The sequence below is a fragment of the Pseudomonas sp. NPDC089741 genome (assembly GCF_044748825.1).
In the GTDB taxonomy this organism is placed as follows: domain Bacteria; phylum Pseudomonadota; class Gammaproteobacteria; order Pseudomonadales; family Pseudomonadaceae; genus Aquipseudomonas; species Aquipseudomonas helmanticensis.
Map to the genome: position 1 here is coordinate 126306 of NZ_JBIVGT010000009.1, position 17989 is coordinate 144294.

Here is a 17989-nt window from a genome sequence, read left to right on the forward strand (position 1 = left end):
GAAGTCCTTTTGTCCGTCAGAGCGTAGTTCAACGACAACCCCTGCGCCTAGTAGTGTTTTGATATCACTCAGAGCAAAAAGGACTAACTGGTTAGCTTTTAATCGCGAATGTAAAGGTGAAACGTTTTAGTCCCGATGAAGCCTGATTGCCGGCAGGCTGCGGCACGAATAATCGCGCCTGCACACCCCCCGCATGGATTTCTGCGCCGACCTTCCACGTCGCTGGCAAGGGCAGGAATTCCGTCGGTTCATCGAGGGCGCCAATCAGCCATACCCGTTCATTGCCGGCCAGTTCGCTGAGGCTGTCGAGGTACACGTCAGGGGTGACCAGCGTGCCGAATCCGTATTCGTTCGGACGAGTCGCGCGGCCATCCGCAGCAGGCGGTGTAAACAAGCGCACGTGCGCGCCGCTGCGGTCGTAGTAGACGTAACTCAGGTACCAAAGCATGTCGCTGGTGACGATGCGGTCACCGGGCCGGAAATGTTGGTTGACGTAATTCACCACGCGGTCGAGCTGATCATTGCTGTCGACCGTGGCGTTGTTGTTTACGCCCACCAGTTGCACCCCGACCAGCGACACCAGCACCGCCAGCGCCAACGGCCGCACGCGGCTGTACAAACGGTCGATGGCCAATGCGGCCAACAGCGGCAGGCCCAAGGCATAGGCGGTCAGGTAGCGTTCGATAAACACCGGTGTGATGAACGACACGGCAAACACCAGCAGCAGCGGCAACCCGGTGTACAAGGCCAGCAGCACACTGCCGCGCGAGACGCTGCGATCGCGCATCACCGCCACCGCGGCGAGCATCAGCAATGTCATGGGCAGCGCAGCGAAAACCGGCCATGGCAGATTTTCGCCATCGTCCTGAATCAGCCACGACCAGAGCATCGACGGCAGCGAGCTCAGTGTCACCGGCGGTTCCCAGCCGACATCGCCACCAACCTTGAGCTGTTCCATGTGCTGCATCAGGTCAAACAGATTAGGCAACCAGGGCAGGTACAAGACGAAGATGGCCAGATTCGCCAGCCACCAGCCCGGGCGCTGAATGTGCCGGAATCGATAACCACGTTGCACGCGGATCACGCCGAGGTAGATCCAGTGACACAGCGCCGCCAGCACGGCGAAGTAGTGGGTGTAGAACGCGGCGCTCATCAGCAGCGCATAAAACACCAGGTAGCGGTGACGCTGCGGGCGCCGGATCCAGTAGACCAGCGCCAGCGTCGCGGCGATCAGCAGCAAGCCGAGCAACGAATACATGCGCACTTCCTGGCTGTAGCGCACCGCTGTCGGCAACAGCGCCAGCAACACCCCGGCGATCATCGCCGCGCGGCGCGTGGCGAGGCGGTCCACCAGCCAGATACCCAGTCCAACGGCAGCAACGCCCGCCAATGCGCTGAGGCAGCGGATCGCAAAAATCCCGTCGCCGAACAGTTCAATCCAGCCATGCAGGAGCATGAAGTACAGCGGCGGATGCACATCGAAGGCCGCGTGATGCCAGATCCCGCCCAGCGAATAGCGCGCCAGCAGCAGGCTGGAGCCTTCATCGCCCCAGACGGCAGCGGCCGTCAGATCGTAAAAACGCACGGCGGCGGCCAGCAATATCACCGGCAGCAGCCAGTGCTCTCTGGCCCAGCGAATCAGCCGCAAGTTGCCAAACCACGACCCCGGCGTTGCGTGCGGGTCCTGTGTGTCGCCCACCGGCGTAACTCTGTTGACCGCCATTGCTTCCTCTTGCCGTGCCACGAGACCACGCCTGTATCAGCCAGAACCTGGCAGTCACTCTAGGTCAGCCAGCGCCGAACCGTCGATGCCGATTTGCGCTTTCACGACATCCGGCAACGTTGGCATTCCGGGTCTACGCTCTGGCGTGGCGTGACCTGGCCACGGAGTGCCAAGGCAACAGCAGCCTGAACCCACTAGCGGCCCGCCGACAACCAATCAGAAGGATGAGGATCTTATGGACGTTTACATGGGCACTGTGATGACGTTTGCCTTTAACTTTGCGCCCTCCAACTGGGCCTTGTGCAATGGTCAGATCATGAGCATTTCCCAGTACAACGCGCTGTTCGCGTTGCTGGGTACGGTGTATGGAGGCAACGGCCAGCAGACGTTCGGGTTACCCAATCTGCAGAGTCGCCTGCCAGTCTGCCAGGGCAGCGGCCCGGGCCTCACACCGCGAGTGATGGGCGAAGTCTCCGGCGCCGAGCAAGTCACCGCCACCCTCAACAACCTGCCAAACCACACCCACACCCTGGCTGGCCTCACCGCCACCACCACCGTGCAACTGGCCAACCCGGCCAGCAACGTTGTGGGCACGCCCACGGCGACCAACGCCTACATCGGCGCATCAGGCACCGGCCCGGGGCTGGCGAATATCTACTCCGATGCCCAGGGCGCATCGCCGGTGCCCCTCAAAGGTGCCGCGACCACCATCAGCGGGACGATCACACCCACCGGCAATGGTTTGCCAATGCCGATCATGAACCCGTATCTGGTGCTCAACTTCAGCATCGCGTTGAACGGTATCTTTCCTTCGCGCAACTGACCGACCGCCGGGGGAGGCGATTCCCCCGGCTTCCATCCTTGCGGGAGCGAAACCATGCTGCAATCGGTTCAAAGCCAACATTTCCAGGCGCTGCGGGGACGAGTCGGCACCTTGCACCTGCCGGACGGCAGCGCGATGCAAATCCATATCGGCGAGCTTGAAGAAAAACCCCTGGCGAAAATGCGCTACAGCGAGCGCATGCCGTTCAGCGTCGAGCTGAACAGTCTGGAGCCGACCGAATTTGTCGATGGCCTGTGTGCGCTGGAGTTGCCGGAGCTGGGACGGGTCGACAACATCTTCGTATCCCGGGTACCACCCATGGGCCGCGACCCGGCGCTGGCTTACTTCCACATCACCTTCAACTGACACGAACCCGTGCAGGAGCTGCCGCAGGCTGCGGCAGCTCCTGCACGGGGTTATTGCGGATACCAGACCAGGCGTTCGGCGGCGGGATTGCTTTCTTCGACAGCAAATCCCAATGCCAGGTAATGCCGTCGTGCATGCGGATTGCTGGTCCAGACCACCGTCGCCACCGGGCAGCGAATCTGTTGCGCGGCTTTCTGTACGCCTTGCAGCACAGCGCGACCATAGCCTTGGCCGCGTGCCTGCGGGATGAATGCCAGGTACAACACGCGAATTTCGTTGGCACCAAAATCCGTGCTCAACGCGCCGATGTGGCTGCCGAGTTTTTCCACCACGTAGTGCATGGCGTTGGGGTAGTTCTCGCCCATGCCCTGTTCCTGCACCTGAAATTGCTGGGCGATGACTTGCTGCACCTGCTCCTGCTCGCCATCGATCCATTGCAGATCCGGCCGCGCCGCCTGATACAGGCTTTGCAAAAACGGCCCGTCGGTTGCCCGCGCTGGGCGTACCACCAATCCCTCTGCTGCCACTGCTGCGTTATCCGTCATCGTGCACGCCCTCAGAAACCGCTTTCCCTGACCCCCAGCGCCGCCAACCGGCGCCACGCCACTCCGAGCAACGACTCGCCGCTACCCTGCAACACCACCACGCCGCGCAACGGTTGCGGCGGCGTCGAGGCATCATCCAGCGCACTGAGCCGAACGCCGTATTGCGCCTGCACAGGCTCCGCGCGCTGTTGTTGATCGCGGCGCACGGCAATCGGCCCATGGTGATCGGAGGTCAACGCCTCCTGATCAACATAGGCCACGCCGTTGGTGTCGATTTCATTCAATTGCACGGCAAGCGCCGGGTGCATCGGATCGTCGGCAATGAACCGGCCATTGGCCCCCGGCTGGATCCGCCACAGTTCGGCTTCGGCCAGATAACCGCGCAGTCGCGCGCCGTCTTCGACTACCCGCGCCAACGCATCGTGGCTCGACAACCAGCGCCCGACGCTCAAGTTCGGCAGCAGATCACGCACGCTGCCGGCATGCGGTGCGCGCAGCAGCAAGCGTTCGCGCTGGGCGCTCAGCCCACGGTATTCGGCGACCGCTTCGGCCAGTCGTTGCTCAACGATGCCGGCGTCGGCGGCGGTTTCACTGCGCCCGGCCTGACGCCGCATGAGCAATTGCTGGATCTGGATTTCCCGGCGCACGATCGCCAGCCGCGATTCAAGATCCGGTGACTCCAGTTCGATCAGCACATCGCCCTGCGCGACTTTCTGCCCATCCGTAACTTTCACCGCTTTGACCCGCGCCGCCGTCGGTGCGTGCAGGGCACTGGCGCGCCCGGCTTCAAGCATGGTCGGCAACTCCACCGAACTGCGCCACGGCACACTCACCACCAGCAACAATCCGAGCAGTGCCAGCGCACTGAGCAACACGCGCGGGGCGTGCGCCTGCTCACGGCGACTCCACCACTGGCGCCACTCACGCATGATCGGCAGAAAGATGAACCACACCAGTTCCACCAGCATCAGGAAGATCCCCAACACCTTGAAGAACAGGTGATAGACCGCCAGCGCGATCCCGAAAAACAACGCCGCACGCCATAACCACGAGCCATACCCCCAGATCAGCAAACGCCGTTGCATCTTCGGCGACCACGGCTCCGGCGCGGGTGCGCCATAGCCGAACAAAAACTCACGCAAGCGCCAGCGACACAAGGCAAACGCGCGGCCCTGCAGATTGTCGACTTCCCAGAAGTCACTGATCAGAAAATAGCCATCAAAGCGCATGAACGGATTGAGATTGATCACCAGCGTGGTGATCCACGTGGCACTGGCGAGCATGAACGCCGCCGTGCGTCCCGGCCCGTCGGGCAACAGCGACCACGCCAGCAGCGCGAGACAGGCCAGCAATAATTCGGCGAGTACGCCACCGGCACCGATCAACAATCGTGCGCGACGATCATTGACCCGCCAGGCATCGCTGACATCGGTATAGAACATCGGTAGCAAGACCATGAACGCCACCCCCATGCTCTGCACGCGACAGCCGGCACGCTTGGCCATGAACGCATGACCGAATTCGTGGCAAAGCTTGGCGAAGAACAGCGCCACACCGAACGCCAGCGCACCGCCGAGGCTGAACAGGTGCGGAAAGGTGCCGATGAACCGCTGCCAGTCCCGCGATACCAGAAACACACCCAAGGCCAACGTTGCCGGCAAACCGTAGCGCAGCAAACGCGGGCCATAACGTTCAAGCCATGGCCAGGCACGATTGAGAAACGCGTCCGGGCGCCACAGCGGAATGCGGAAGAACAGGTACTGATGCAGGAGGATCTGCCACAGGCTTTGCTTTTGCGCCAGGGCCTTGAGTCGATAGCTCGCCCGCTGCTGATCGTCGAGTGCACTGATCAAATCGTGACCGCGCAGAAACTCCAGCAACTGCTCAAGCTCGCTGCCGTCCAGCGGCAGGCCCGGTTCGCGGTTGGCGGCACGCAAGACTTGGTCGGCATCGCCCAACGACCAATGACGCAACAGGCGCATTGCCGCCGTACCGAGTTTGAAATAGCGCCCGCGCACCGGATCGGCCAGGGTCCAGCGCGGCGAACCATCCAATGCCGGTGCCGCGGGCGATAATTGCAGGTCGGCACGCAGGCTCGGCAGATTCATCTACAGGCCCACGCTCTGGCGCAGACCGGCCAATGGCCGGCGCAGCAGGTACAGCGCCAGTGGCGCGCGGTCGCCGAAAATTTTCGCCGTGCCGCGCAGGCCGATCCGCGGCGGTGCATCGGCGAAATTGGCGTCGAGGCGGTAGGCCAGTTGCCCGCCCGCCGTGGGTTGCGCTTCGTAGGCCGAGCGTTCCAGCGTCGCGCGATGGCGCTGCAAGGGATCGCTGTCGAGAAACAGGGCGATTTCCGCGCCGGACTCCAGAGCAATCGCATCGCCCACCGCCAGTTCGATGCGCAGTTCGGCCTGATTCGGATCGGCGATTTCCATCAACCGTTCGCCGGTCTGCACCGGTTTGCCGGTCAAGCGCTCGGCGTCGGCGAACACCGCAATGCCGTCGCGTTCGGCGCGAACTTCGCTGCGGTTGAGCAGCTCACGGGCATAGTCGCGCTCGGCACGTTTTTGCTCGGCACGCGCGGCCAGCAAGTCGACACGCGAGCTGGATTCGGCATCGGCAAACGAACGCTGGGAATTGGATTTCAGTTCGGCTTCGGCCACACCCAGCGCACGCTCGGCGACATCGGCCTGCGCCTTCAGCGTGGTGCTTTCGAAACGCACCAGGACATCGCCGGTTTTCACCGTCTGATTGGGTTTGACCAGAAACTCGGTGATCACCCCGTCCAGCGGCGCCGCCACCACGCGCCCGCCCAGCGGCACCACTTCCGCCGGCGCCAGTACCGATTGGCGCACCGGGATGAACAAGCCGAGCAGCAACAGCGCCACCAGCGCCACCTGACGTTTGCGCGTCCAGCGCAGCCGCCACGGTTTGCGCGGTTGCAGCGCCAGCCAGGCGTGGCTGTAGGTGTCGCCCAGTTGCGACAACAGAACCTGTTCGGAGGGGTTCCACGGTACGTCGCGCGCCAGCCACAAACCGCCAAAAACTTGAGCGTCGCGATCTATCAATGGCAGCCAGAACACCTGCGCGGCGGACAAATCGCGCCAGTCCGCCTGAATCGATTCGCTGACCCATTGCGGCGCAATCACCCGTGCCTGCTTCAGCAGATCCTGCTTGAACAACTGCGCCACGGCCTGTTCGACGAAGGCCACGAACGGCGCGTTCGGCTCCACCGCGCTGATCCCGGTCACGGCTTGCACCTTACCGGCGATCAGCAACGCCGCATGGCGAAAACCAAACAGCGCCTGACCGTCATTGACCAGGCTGTAGGCCAGTTGTGCAGTATCGCGGGCGGCGCGGGTCTGCCGTTCAAGATCAAGAAACCTGGCGAACACCTGCTCGGCGCCGCCACTCACCGGGGCGTTCACTTGAGCTCCGGAAAGCGCGCCGTACCGCTCATGCCGGCGAGCAAGCCTTTGGATTCCGGCATCGTCGCGACCAGCAACAAGGTCTGACTGCCCTCATCGATACGCGCACCAAGGCGCTTGACCGTGGCGTCAAGCGGCTGGCCTGTTTCATCGGGAACGAAGCTGAACGTCTGGCCGGGTTTGAGCCTGGCCATCCAGCGCGAGGGCACCAGCAAATGAATTTCCAGGGTGCGGTTATCCACCACATCGAGCAGTGGCGCGCCGGCCGGCACGCTTTCGAAACGTTGCACCTTGCGCTCGACCACTTGCCCGTCGAACGGCGCGATCACGCTGCAACGTTTGACCTGCACCTGATAAACCTGGGATTGCGCCTGGGTTTCGCTGACCTTGGCCTCGGCCCGCGCCACTTCAAAACGCCCGACGGAATTCAGTGCGGCGAGTTGCTTGTTGTGCGACAACTCTTCGCCGGCACCACGGCTGGCGGCCTGCGCGGCGTTGAGTTGCGCCTGATAGGCCGAGCAGTCGAATTTTGCCAGCGTATCGCCCTTCTTGAACGACTCGCCCTCGCTGAACGGCAACTCGACAATCCGCCCGGACAGCTCGCTAGCCAGAACGGCCTGATCGCGAGCGCGAAGCACGCCCCGCGCTTCACTGCTCGAAGCCTGCGCACCCGCCGCGCCTTGATCCAGCAGCGGATCGTCTGGCCCGGGCGTTTGCGCCTGAACTGCACACGTAACCAAGGTCAATCCAATAACCCAACCACGAAAACGCTGCATGACCGCTACTCCCTGACGGATGTGCGGAGTCTACGACAGCGGGGGTTAGCGTCAAGCGAAAGGCCATTACTCCTTGGAAATGTAATGTTTCAAAACAGCTCGCAGGCTTCTATCTGTTTAAAAGCTGTAGGCACGCTCCCTCTTCCTACACGACTTAGAGAACCTGCCGCAGGCTCAAACTGAAAGCGGCGATAGACAGGGTGTCAGTGTCAGTAAATGCGCTGAAATTGACCGTTCCTCGCAACAAACGCTCATACAGAGGCAAGTAAACAACTTGACCCTGAAGGGTATGAGCAACAAAAACTGACTCGCCGGTGCTGGAGAGAAACCAGACGAGTGAGTCTGTAATCATGGGGTGGTTGACCTGCATGACGCACTCAATCTAGGATTGCCTTACTCAACCCCGTACGTAGCGATTCAGTTCGCTGGCAGTTGGGGATGAAAAAACCGGCTTAGGCCGGTTTTTTCGTTTCTGAGGATTTTTTTTGTGCGCACCGCTTTTTTCGTCGATGGCTATAACCTGTTTTACGGATTACTCGCTGGCACTCCCTATAAATGGCTGAATTTACGCAGCCTGTTAACGCACATAGCTTTTGTCGAAAATCCTCAGAGTTCAGTCGTCTCGATTGATTACTTCACCTCGCCGATCAAACCCCAACTGGCAACTCGCGGCCGCGTTTCCAAAGAAGCGCAGGATGCATACGTGCGGGCTGTGCGCGCCAGCAACGTCACCGTGCATTTCGGTCGTCATCAATTGGAGCCGGCAAAAGCGCCAAGGCTTGTCGATAAACACACCCAGGCGTCACGTCAGGACAAAGTCGATATCTGGAAGCTGGAAGAAAAGGAAACCGATGTTCACATAGCAATCAGCATGTATCGCGCTGCAAGCCGGCAACTGATGTATGAGGGGGCCGAGCGCCTTGAGCAGATCATTCTGGTATCCAGTGACACCGATATGACCCCTGCCTTGAAGGCGCTTCGAACAGATTTTCCCGGCCTGATCATCGGCGTGATCCTCCCACACAGGTCCGGATCTGTCCGGCCCCTCCCAGGTTCTTTGAAAGACAACTCACATTGGTTGAGACGATTTATTTCTGCTGAAGAACTGCGACTTCATCAGCTCCCAAGCCGAGTTGCCACTCACAAGAAACCAGCGATCAAACCGGATTACTGGTAGGAGCTTTCGCCAGCGGATACACCGACTCCCATCCCCCACCCAACGCCTTGTACAACCCGACCATCGCCAGCGATACGCCGGTCGAGCTTTCCACCCACTGCTCCTGCGTCGCCAGCAGTGCGCCTTGCACCGTCAGCACGTTAACGAAATCGACTACGCCTTCGACGTATTGCTGTTGCGCGGTACGCAGGGCGATCTGGTTCTGGCGCACGGCTTCGGCGAGGCTGTCGCGGCGGCGTTGACTGGCGTTGTAGGCAGTCAATTGATCGTCGATTTCGTGCCAGGCGCGCAGCACGGTTTGCTGGTAGGCGATGGCCGCTTCCTGTTGCTGGGCTTCGCGCAATTGCAGCACGCCGCGCAGGCGGCCGCCGTCGAACAATGGCAGGCTGAATTGCGGGCCGATACCGAAAGCACGCGAGCCCCACGAGCCGAAATCGCTGAGCTGCATGGCTTGCGAACCGAGGTTGCCGGACAGGGTGATGCGCGGATAGAAATCGCCCTTGGCCACGCCAATGTTGGCGGTCGCCGCATGCAGACGAGATTCGGCCTGGCGAATGTCCGGACGCCGCTCGGCCAGTTGCGACGGCAAGCCGATGGCGACCTGCAGTGGCGACTGCGGCACCGCAGCGTCTGTGGATAACTCTTTGGCCAAAGCCTGTGGCGGTTCCCCCATCAACAGACTGATCGCATTGATCAGTTGCGATTGGCGTTGTTCCAGCGCCGGCAGGCGCGACTCGATGGCGGCAACTTGCGCGGCGGCTTCGGCGACGTCCAGATCGGTCGCCACACCGTCGGCCAGACGCAGTTGCGAAAGTTTCAGGCTATGCCGCGCCACGTCGAGGTTCTGCTCGGTGACGGCGCGGGTGTTCTGCACCCCGCGCAATTGAATGTAGTTTTGCGCGGTGTCGGCGAGCACAGCCAGCAGCACACCGCGACGGTCGTTTTCGGCGACTTCGAGGTTGGCGTCGGCGGCCTCGGTTTCGCGGCGCACACGGCCCCAGAAATCCAGCTCCCAGGAAGCGGAGAAACCGGCGTCCCAGAGATTGAAGGCGGAATCACCGTCAAGTCCGGATGGATCGCTCAGGCCCTTGCCACTGTTGCGTTCGCGGCCATAGCTGCCGGTCGCGGCGGTTTTCGGATAGCGATCGGCGCTGATGACCTGGCGTGAGGCGCGGCTTTGTTGCAAGCGGCTGCTGGCCAGTTGCAGGTCAAGGTTGCTGCGTACCGCGCGCTGGGTCAGCGCCGAGAGTTGCGGGTCGTGGAAGACTTCCCACCAGCGTTCGTTGAGGGGTTCGCTGACGGCTTGGCTCGGGGCGGACTTGGCGGGTTTGGCCCAGTCGCTGATTTGGGTGGCTTGGGGTTTCTGGAAGTCTGGGCCTACGGTGCAGGCGGTGAGACTGGCGGCGAGCAACGCACTTAGAGTGAGTTGCTGCCACTGGCCCTTTCGCGAGCAAGCCCGCTCCCACATTTTGGAATGCGTTCCCCCTGTGGGAGCGGGCTTGCTCGCGAAGGCGTCAGATCGGTGAACACGGCTCATCGCTGGGTCACCTCACGCACGGACGTCGTCGAGGTACGCGTATCAATGTTCGCCTCCACCGACATCCCCACCCGTAACCGCTCGGCCAATGGCTGACCCGGTTCGAGGAGGATCTTCACCGGAATGCGCTGCACCACCTTGGTGAAGTTGCCCGTGGCGTTATCCGGTTTTACTGCCGCGAACGTCACGCCAGTAGCCGGGGCGATGCTTTCCACCCGGCCGTTCAAAGCCTCGCCACCGAGGCTGTCGACACGCACTTGCACTTGCTGCCCCGGCTTTACATCAGTCAGTTGCGTCTCCTGAAAATTGGCTACGACGTACGCCTGCTTCAGCGGCACCACCGCCAGCAGCTTGCTGCCCGGTGTGACATAAGCGCCGACGCGCACGGCGCGCTCACCGATCATGCCGTCCTGCGGCGCAGTGATGCGCGTGTAGGAAAGCTCGAAACTGGCGATTTCCAACGCTGCCTGTGCGTGTTTCAAACTGCCCTCTGCGGCATCCCGCTGGGCCGTAAGGATGTCGACCTGTTTGCGCTCCGCCGCCAGTTTTGCGCTCGCCGTGTCGAGGTGCGCAGTGGCCTGATCGATACGCGTACGTGCCTGCTGCGCGTTCTGCACGGTGCCGGCACCGACGCCGGCCAAATGGTTGTAGCGATTCAATTCCTGCTGGGCGAAGGCCATTTCTGCCTTGGCCGATACCACTGATGCCTGCGCCTGGGCGATCACCGATGTCTGGCGCTCCAGTGTCGCCCTGGCGTTGTGCAATTGTGCCCGCGCGACCAGCGTTTGCGCATCGGCTGCTTCGGCGGATGCACGCAAATCGCGATCATCGATCAGCGCCAGCAACTGCCCGGCCTTCACTTGCTGGTTGTCCTCCACCAGCACTTCCTTGATGAAACCGGCCACGCGCGGCACCACCAAGGTGTAGTCGGCAGAAACGTAGGCATCGTTGGTGCCTTGTTGCGTACGTTTGCCAAACAGGCCGGGCATGGCCAGATACACCAGCACTCCGACAGCCAGCGCGGTCGCTACGGCCACCGCGAGTTTTTGCTTTGCTTGAGTCGTCATAAAAACCTTCTGTTCAGTGCAGCAATCAGGTCGGTGCGCGCGGTGGAAAAATCCGCGTCGGCAGCCAGAAAATCAGCAGGATCAGCGCCACTGCGACGCCGGCCATGCACACATAGAGATCGGAAGAAGTCAGCACCACGGCCTGCTCGTGCAAGCGATGGGCAAGACCGGGATCGCTGCGCTCGGCCAGTGGTGAGTTGCCGAGGTTGTCGATCAGCATGGTCGAGTGAAAATGCACCCGCGCTGTGGTCAGCGCTTCAAGCACCCCGGTGGCAACCACCGCAGCCAGGCCTTTGACGGTGTTGAACCATGCCGAGGCGAACGGCCCGTCCATCGGAGTAATGCTGCCGGTCGAGAGCATCAGCAGCGGCAACACCGCCATCGGCTGACCGAAAATCTGCAGCCATTGCAGCGCGTAGAAATTTTCGCGGTTCCATTCTGCGGTCAGCAGCGAACCGCCCAGACAGGACAGCGCCAACATGCTCAAGCCAATCCCGAGAACCCAGCGGCAATCGACCCAACGCAAATTGCACAGCGCGGCCACCAGCGGCAGCGCGAGCAACTGCGGCAACGCTGCGATCAACATGATTGGCGCGGTCTGAACCGGCCGATAGCCCTGCACTTGCGCCAGATAACTCGACGGAATCAACACCACCGCCTGCAACACCACCAGCACCCCGGCGAGGGTCAGCAACGCAAATGACAGATTGCGAATACCGAGCATCTGCAACTTGAAGAACGGGATCGGCTGCGACCACTCGTTGATCATGAAAGCCACCAGCAGCAGCGTGCCGGCGCCGAGCAGGCCGCAGATCAGGCTCGACTCGAACCAGTCGAGGCGATTGCCCTGCAACAGACCGATGACCAGCATGCAGATCGCCGGAAAGCCCAGCAGCAGTCCTTTCCAGTTGAATGATTTGAGGCGTTCCAGCCGCAGCGGATCCTGCGGAATGCCGTAAGCCACCATCGCCATGGCGATCAGGCACGGCACCACGATTTGCCAGAAGGTCCATTGCCAGCCGACGTATTCGCCCCACATGCCCGCGAGCGGCGTACCCAACCCTGGGCCGAAGGTGGCGGTCAGCGCGTACCCGGCCAGGCCATATAGTTTGAAATTCGGCGGCAGGAAGCGCAGGGCAACGGTCATCAGCATCGGCGGTAAGGCCCCACCGGCCAAGCCTTGCAAGGTGCGCATCAACAGCAGGCTTTCGTAGTTCGGCGCAAACGGGCAGAGCACGCCGAGCAAAGTGAACAGGCTGATTGCGCAGAGCGTGAAACGCCGCAGCGAGAAGGTCACCGAGCACCACGGCGCGAAGGCCATGGCGGCGACCGAAGTTGCCGCGTAACAGGCCACCAACCAGGTGCCCTCATCGTAGCCAATGCCCAGCGCGCCCCGAATATCGGCGAGGGCAACCTTGGTCACCATCTCGTTGAGGCCCGACACCAGCACTGCCAGCAATACGCCGACCAGACCGATGATGATCCGCGCCCCGAACACCGGTGGCGTGATCGCCTGCGCCGGGCTGGCCGCAGCGACAGGCGCCGGGACCGTCAGGGATGTCATGAATACTTACTCCGGAGGGAAAAATACCGGAGCATCTTAGTAGGGCTTACAGCTTACGAAAATTGACTTATTGGCAGGTTATAAGTGCGCCAGACACAACTATTAAACCTGTAGGAGTGAGCCTGCTCGCGATGGCGCCGTATCAGTCGACCTATGCGTTGATTGACACACCGTCATCGCGAGCAGGCTCACTCCTACAGGGGATTTTTGTTGAATTTCGGATCAGGGCTGGGCGGCCAGCCAGGTTTCGTCGCAGCAGGTTTTCAGGGTTTCACGCAGCCAGCGGTGCGCCGGGTCTTTATCGAAACGCGGATGCCAGGCTTGAGTCAGCATCAGCGTCGGCAGCGGGATCGGCAGGTCGAACGAGCGCAGTTTCAAGCCCAATCGGCGCACACTGAGCAGCGCCTCTTTGGGTACGGGCAGGATCAGATCAGAATCCGGCAACGCAAACATTGCCGCATGAAAGCTCGGCGCAATCACCGCCACCCGCCGCTCCAGGCCCAAGGCATTCAGCGCTGCGTCGATGGGGCCGCGAGCAATGCCACGGCGCGACATGCTGATGTGGGAAAACCCGGCATAGCGCTCAGCGGTGATTTCGCCATCGAGCAGCGGATGGTCTTCGCGCACCAGGCCAACGAAGTGTGTGGAAAACAGATTCTGCACCTTCACTTCCGGGCTCAGTGGGCGCGTATTGCTGACGCTCAGGTCGATGCGCCCTTCGCGCAGCGCTTCATCATCGCCATCACCTTCCGGGACGAAGCGCAGTTCGCAGTGCGGCGCCATCTGGTCAAGCGTATCGAATAGCTTGCCGCCATAAACGCCGACGAAAAAGTCATTGGCGCGGATGCTGAAACGGCGGCGCAAAGTGCCGAGGTCCACGGCGTCCGCCGAACGGAACAGCAGCGCGGCCTGCTCGACCACATCGCGTACCTGGTCGCGCAATTCCAGCGCTTTGGGGGTTGGCACCAGTCCACGACCAGCACGCACGAGAATCGGATCGCCGATGGCTTCGCGGATTCGCGTCAGTGTGCGGCTCATCGCGGCCGGACTGAGGTTCATCCGCCGCGCGGCGCCGACCACGCTGCCCTCGTCGAGCAAGGCGTCGAGGGCGACCAGAAGATTCATGTCCGGGAGTTGCATGCTGAGCACTCGTGGCTGATCAGGATTGATCTGTACGCAATGCTAGCAGATCAAAAGATCGCAGCCTTCGGCAGCTCCTACAGGGCAATGCATTCCAATGTAGGAGCTGCCGAAGGCTGCGATCTTTTCAGGCTCAGCGCTGCATGCCCCAGCGTTTTACGGTCACCCGCTCCAGCGTGTCGAACACCAGGTTCTCCACCAGCAAACCGATCAGGATCACCACCGCCAACCCGGCAAACACCTTGTCGGTGTACAGCTCGTTGCGGTTCTGGAAGATGTACCAGCCCAATCCGCCCTTGCCGCTGGTGGCGCCAAACACCAATTCCGCCGCGATCAGCGTACGCCAGGCAAACGCCCAGCCAATCTTCAGCCCGGCGAGAATCGATGGCAGCGCCGCCGGAATCAGGATGAACAAGACAAAGCGCATGCCCTTCAAGCCATAGTTGCGCCCGGCCATGCGCAGGGTTTCAGACACGCCGAGAAAACCGGCATAGGTGTTCAGCGCCAGCGCCCAGAGCACCGAATGCACCAGTACAAAAATCAGGCTGTTCTGCCCCAGGCCAAACCACAACAAGGCCAAGGGCAGCAGGGCAATCGCCGGCAGCGGGTTGAACATCGACGTCAGTGTGCTCAACAGGTCTCGACCAAACTGCGTCGAGACCGCCAGCGTGGTCAGCGCAAACGCCATAACGATGCCGATCAGATAGCCCTTTAGCAGCACCACCAGCGATATCCACACCTTGCCGAGCAACTCGCCGCTGAGCAGGCCGTCGTACAGCGCGTGACTGGTCTGCAGAAAACTTGGCAGCAGCAGGTCGTTGTTTTGCACCCGGGCGACGATTTCCCAGAACACCGCGAGCAATATCAGAATCAGGCTTTTCCGCAGCCAACCCTGCTGCCACAGCCGCGTACCGAGCGACAGTTCGCGCTCGACCGGCACTTCAGTCAACGGCTGCAAGACCGTTTCGAACTCTTCACGCACAGATGATGAATGGCTCATCGGGTTTTCCTCCTAGCCGCTCAATAGGCGATGCGAATGTCGTTAAAGTCGTGCACTTGCTCGGTTTCCGGCGACTGGCCCTCATCGAACAGCAAACGATGAATACGCCGTGCCGACTCCTGAAACGCCACGCCGCCAAGACTCTGCAGATCGTATTGATGACTGTGTACTTCCGCCCTCACCCGCCCTGGATGTGGCGACAGCAACAGGATGCGATTACCGACCACCAGCGCCTCTTCGATCGAGTGCGTGACGAACAGCAGGGTGAAGCGCACCTCCTCCCAGAGCAGCAGCAATTCTTCCTGCATCTTGCGTCGGGTCAACGCGTCCAGCGCGGCAAACGGCTCGTCCATCAAGAGGATTTTCGGCTGCATCGCCAACGCCCGGGCAATCGCCACCCGCGCTTTCATGCCGCCTGACAAGGTGTGCGGATAAGCATCGGCGAACGCCGCCAGCCCGACCTTTTCCAGATAGTGCAGCGCACGTTCTTCGGCTTCTTTTTTCTTCAGCGTTCGCGACGCCAGCAGCGGAAACATCACGTTCTGTTTGACGGTTTTCCACGGCGGCAGTTGATCGAATTCCTGAAACACCACGATCCGGTCCGGCCCCGGCGCATCGACGCGCTGGCCTTGCAGACGGATCTCGCCCTCGCACGGCGCGATAAATCCAGCGACAGCTTTCAACAAGGTGGACTTACCGCAGCCGGACGGGCCGAGCAGCACAAAGCGATCCTGTCGGTCGACTTCAAAACTGACTTGATGGGTGGCCCGCACCACGCGTTGCGGGGTGCGGTATTCAAGGCTGACATGGTCGACGGCCAGCAGCGCTTCGGCGCTGACAATCGGCTTGCTGGCCGCGTGGCCTGGCAAAGGGGCGTTCATTTCGGTCAGCTCCCTTGCAGCGGTTTGGCGTCCTGGAAGAAGTAATCCTTCCACGATTCAGGTTTGTTCTTGATCGCGCCGACGCGATAGAGGAATTCCGCCAGTGGATAGGTGTTCTTTGGCGTGACGCTGAATTCGAATTGCGGGTTATCGATGATTTTCAGCAGCGCTGCGCGGTCGATTTTCGCCTTGGTCACGCGGATGTAAGTATCGGCCGCTGCGCCCTTGTCGTTCTGCGCGAATTGCGCCGCTTCGGTCAGCGCTTCGACGAAGGCTTTGTAGGTTTTCGGGTTTTCATCGCGGAATTTTTCCGTGGCGAACAACACCGTTGGCGAGTTCGGACCGAGCACGTCATAGGAGTTGAGCACCACGTGCACATTAGGATTTTCCAGCGCCTGATCCTGGAACGGCGGGTTGGAAAAATGCCCGGTCAGCTCGGTGCCGCCAGCGATCAGTGCCGCCGTGGCGTCCGGGTGCGGGACGGCGATGGTGTACTTGTCGAGGCGATTGAATTCCTTGTCGCCCCACTGCTTGGCCGCCGCGTATTGCAGGAAGCGCGACTGCACCGAAACGCCCACCGCCGGCACCGCGATGCGATCTTTCTCGGTGAAGTCGGCAATGGTTTTCACCTTGGGATTGTTGCTCACCAGGTAGTAGGGAAAGTTGCCCAGCGAGGCGACGGCTTTGACATTCTGTTTGCCGTGGGTGCGATCCCAGATGGTCAGCAGCGGGCCGACACCGGCACCGGCGATGTCAATGGAGCCGGAGAGCAGCGCATCATTGACTGCCGCGCCTCCCGAGAGCTGCGTCCAGTCGACCTTGATGTCGATGCCTTCCTGCTTGCCGTACTTCTCGATCAGGCCCTGATCGCGCACCACATTGAGCAATAAATAAACGATGCCGAACTGCTCGGCGATGCGGATTTCACCTTCGGCGTGGGCCACGGTCGGCGCGACCAGGCTGCCGGCGACCAGGCTGAAACCCAGGCCGATGGCGGCGGCCAGCGGTGCAAATGGAAGACGTTTGGACATGATCGAATCTCCGGCAAATCAGAAAGGCGCGTCGCCCTGAATGGTCGTGCGATACAGCTTGCGGCGCAGGTGCGCGGGGCAGCCGGCGGCAAGGTGGATCAGCGAGCGGTTGTCCCAGAACACCAGGTCGTGGGGCTGCCACTGATGGCGGTAGATGTTTTGCGCCAACACGCTGTGGGCGTAGAGCTCGCTCAGCAGTTGTTGGCTTTCGTCTTCCGGCAGGCCGACGATGCGCGTGGTGAAACCTTCGCTGACAAACAGCGCCTTGCGGCCGTTTTCCGGGTGCGTGCGCACCACCGGGTGCACCACTTCGGCGACCTGCGCGAGTTGCTCGGGCGTCAGGGTCGGGCGCCAGTTGCCTTCGAATTTGGTTTCGCTGTAACGCGCCGTGTAGGAGTGAGCGGCGCTGCGGCCTTCGACCGCTTTGCGCAGCTCTGCGGGCAGGCTGTCCCAGGCTTTGTGCATGTCGGCGAACAAGGTGTCGCCGCCCTCGGAAGGCAGCTCTTGCGCGTGCAGCATCGAGCCGAGACTTGGCAGCTCTTTATAGGAAAGGTCGGAGTGCCAGAATTTGCCGGCATCGCCGAGGCCGATGTTCTGGCCGTTTTCGACAATGTTGGAAACGATGAGGATTTCCGGATGATTGGCCAGCAGGAACTGCTTGAGCACGTGGATCTGCAACACACCGAAGCGGCGGCTGAAGTCGATTTGCTGTTGCGGGGTGATTGGCTGATCACGAAACACCACCACGTGGTGATCGAGGTGCGCGCGGTGGATGCGCGCGAAGTCCTGATCATTGATCGGCCGTGTGAGGTCGAGGCCAATGATCTCGGCGCCAACGGCACCGCTGAACGGACGAATTTCGAAGGTTTGCGGCGCTGCGCTCGCGGCGCTTGGGGTAGCAGTAGCTGCGGACATCTTTCAATCTCCCACG

Annotated in this window: 17 protein-coding genes; 3 read left to right on the forward strand and 14 right to left on the reverse strand. The window is 61.3% G+C overall.

Features of this window, described 5'->3' with window-relative positions; all coding sequences use genetic code 11:
- Positions 1–91: 91 nt before the first annotated feature.
- Positions 92–1723, reverse strand: coding sequence for a glycosyltransferase family 39 protein (locus ACIPZE_RS12390; protein ID WP_400773069.1), 1632 nt, complete (start codon positions 1721–1723; stop codon positions 92–94).
- A 235-nt stretch (positions 1724–1958) separates the two neighbouring features.
- On the opposite strand from ACIPZE_RS12390, the gene ACIPZE_RS12395 reads away from it, so the two are divergent.
- Positions 1959–2546 (forward strand): phage tail protein, encoded by a 588-nt coding sequence (locus ACIPZE_RS12395; RefSeq protein WP_283438131.1) that lies wholly within the window; start codon positions 1959–1961, stop codon positions 2544–2546.
- A 54-nt stretch (positions 2547–2600) separates the two neighbouring features.
- Positions 2601–2912 carry a DUF6916 family protein gene (locus tag ACIPZE_RS12400; protein WP_283438132.1) on the forward strand — a complete coding sequence of 104 codons (312 nt, stop codon included), beginning with the start codon at positions 2601–2603 and terminating at the stop codon, positions 2910–2912.
- A 50-nt stretch (positions 2913–2962) separates the two neighbouring features.
- Here ACIPZE_RS12400 and ACIPZE_RS12405 read toward each other — a convergent pair whose 3' ends face one another.
- The 5 genes from ACIPZE_RS12405 to ACIPZE_RS12425 form a co-directional block, all read right to left on the reverse strand.
- Entirely contained in the window at positions 2963–3457 is a 495-nt protein-coding gene (locus tag ACIPZE_RS12405) for a GNAT family N-acetyltransferase (RefSeq protein WP_400773071.1), read from the reverse strand.
- 11 nt (positions 3458–3468) lie between these two features.
- Positions 3469–5565 carry a biotin/lipoyl-binding protein gene (locus ACIPZE_RS12410; protein WP_400773073.1) on the reverse strand — a complete coding sequence of 699 codons (2097 nt, stop codon included), beginning with the start codon at positions 5563–5565 and terminating at the stop codon, positions 3469–3471.
- Positions 5566–6885, reverse strand: coding sequence for an efflux RND transporter periplasmic adaptor subunit (locus ACIPZE_RS12415; RefSeq protein ID WP_283438135.1), 1320 nt, complete (start codon positions 6883–6885; stop codon positions 5566–5568). It lies immediately after the preceding gene.
- Positions 6882–7661: an efflux RND transporter periplasmic adaptor subunit gene (locus tag ACIPZE_RS12420; protein ID WP_283438136.1), complete on the reverse strand. Its 780-nt coding sequence runs from the start codon at positions 7659–7661 to the stop codon at positions 6882–6884. The genes ACIPZE_RS12415 and ACIPZE_RS12420 overlap by 4 nt, the downstream gene beginning before the upstream one ends.
- Before the next feature lie 154 nt (positions 7662–7815).
- A complete protein-coding gene (locus ACIPZE_RS12425) occupies positions 7816–8031 on the reverse strand; it encodes a hypothetical protein (protein ID WP_400773075.1) in 216 nt (71 codons plus the stop codon).
- 117 nt (positions 8032–8148) lie between these two features.
- Between ACIPZE_RS12425 and ACIPZE_RS12430 the strand changes: the two genes are divergently transcribed.
- Positions 8149–8838, forward strand: a complete 690-nt coding sequence (locus ACIPZE_RS12430) for an NYN domain-containing protein (RefSeq protein ID WP_400773076.1) — start codon at positions 8149–8151, stop codon at positions 8836–8838.
- Here ACIPZE_RS12430 and ACIPZE_RS12435 read toward each other — a convergent pair.
- The 8 genes from ACIPZE_RS12435 to ACIPZE_RS12470 form a co-directional block, all read right to left on the reverse strand.
- A complete protein-coding gene (locus tag ACIPZE_RS12435) occupies positions 8819–10306 on the reverse strand; it encodes an efflux transporter outer membrane subunit (protein ID WP_400773078.1) in 1488 nt (495 codons plus the stop codon). The genes ACIPZE_RS12430 and ACIPZE_RS12435 overlap by 20 nt on opposite strands.
- A 65-nt stretch (positions 10307–10371) precedes the next feature.
- A complete protein-coding gene (locus ACIPZE_RS12440; RefSeq protein WP_400773080.1) occupies positions 10372–11442 on the reverse strand; it encodes an HlyD family secretion protein in 1071 nt (356 codons plus the stop codon).
- Positions 11443–11467: 25 nt separating this feature from the next.
- Positions 11468–13006 (reverse strand): MFS transporter, encoded by a 1539-nt coding sequence (locus tag ACIPZE_RS12445; RefSeq protein WP_283438141.1) that lies wholly within the window; start codon positions 13004–13006, stop codon positions 11468–11470.
- A gap of 222 nt (positions 13007–13228) precedes the next feature.
- Positions 13229–14146 carry a LysR family transcriptional regulator gene (locus tag ACIPZE_RS12450; protein WP_129387301.1) on the reverse strand — a complete coding sequence of 306 codons (918 nt, stop codon included), beginning with the start codon at positions 14144–14146 and terminating at the stop codon, positions 13229–13231.
- Between the two features lie 133 nt (positions 14147–14279).
- Positions 14280–15146, reverse strand: coding sequence for an ABC transporter permease (locus ACIPZE_RS12455; RefSeq protein ID WP_400773082.1), 867 nt, complete (start codon positions 15144–15146; stop codon positions 14280–14282).
- Between the two features lie 20 nt (positions 15147–15166).
- Positions 15167–16027: an ABC transporter ATP-binding protein gene (locus tag ACIPZE_RS12460; protein WP_283438142.1), complete on the reverse strand. Its 861-nt coding sequence runs from the start codon at positions 16025–16027 to the stop codon at positions 15167–15169.
- A gap of 5 nt (positions 16028–16032) precedes the next feature.
- Positions 16033–17058: an ABC transporter substrate-binding protein gene (locus ACIPZE_RS12465; protein WP_283438143.1), complete on the reverse strand. Its 1026-nt coding sequence runs from the start codon at positions 17056–17058 to the stop codon at positions 16033–16035.
- 18 nt (positions 17059–17076) lie between these two features.
- Positions 17077–17973 (reverse strand): TauD/TfdA dioxygenase family protein, encoded by an 897-nt coding sequence (locus tag ACIPZE_RS12470; RefSeq protein WP_400773084.1) that lies wholly within the window; start codon positions 17971–17973, stop codon positions 17077–17079.
- Positions 17974–17989 lie beyond the last annotated feature (16 nt).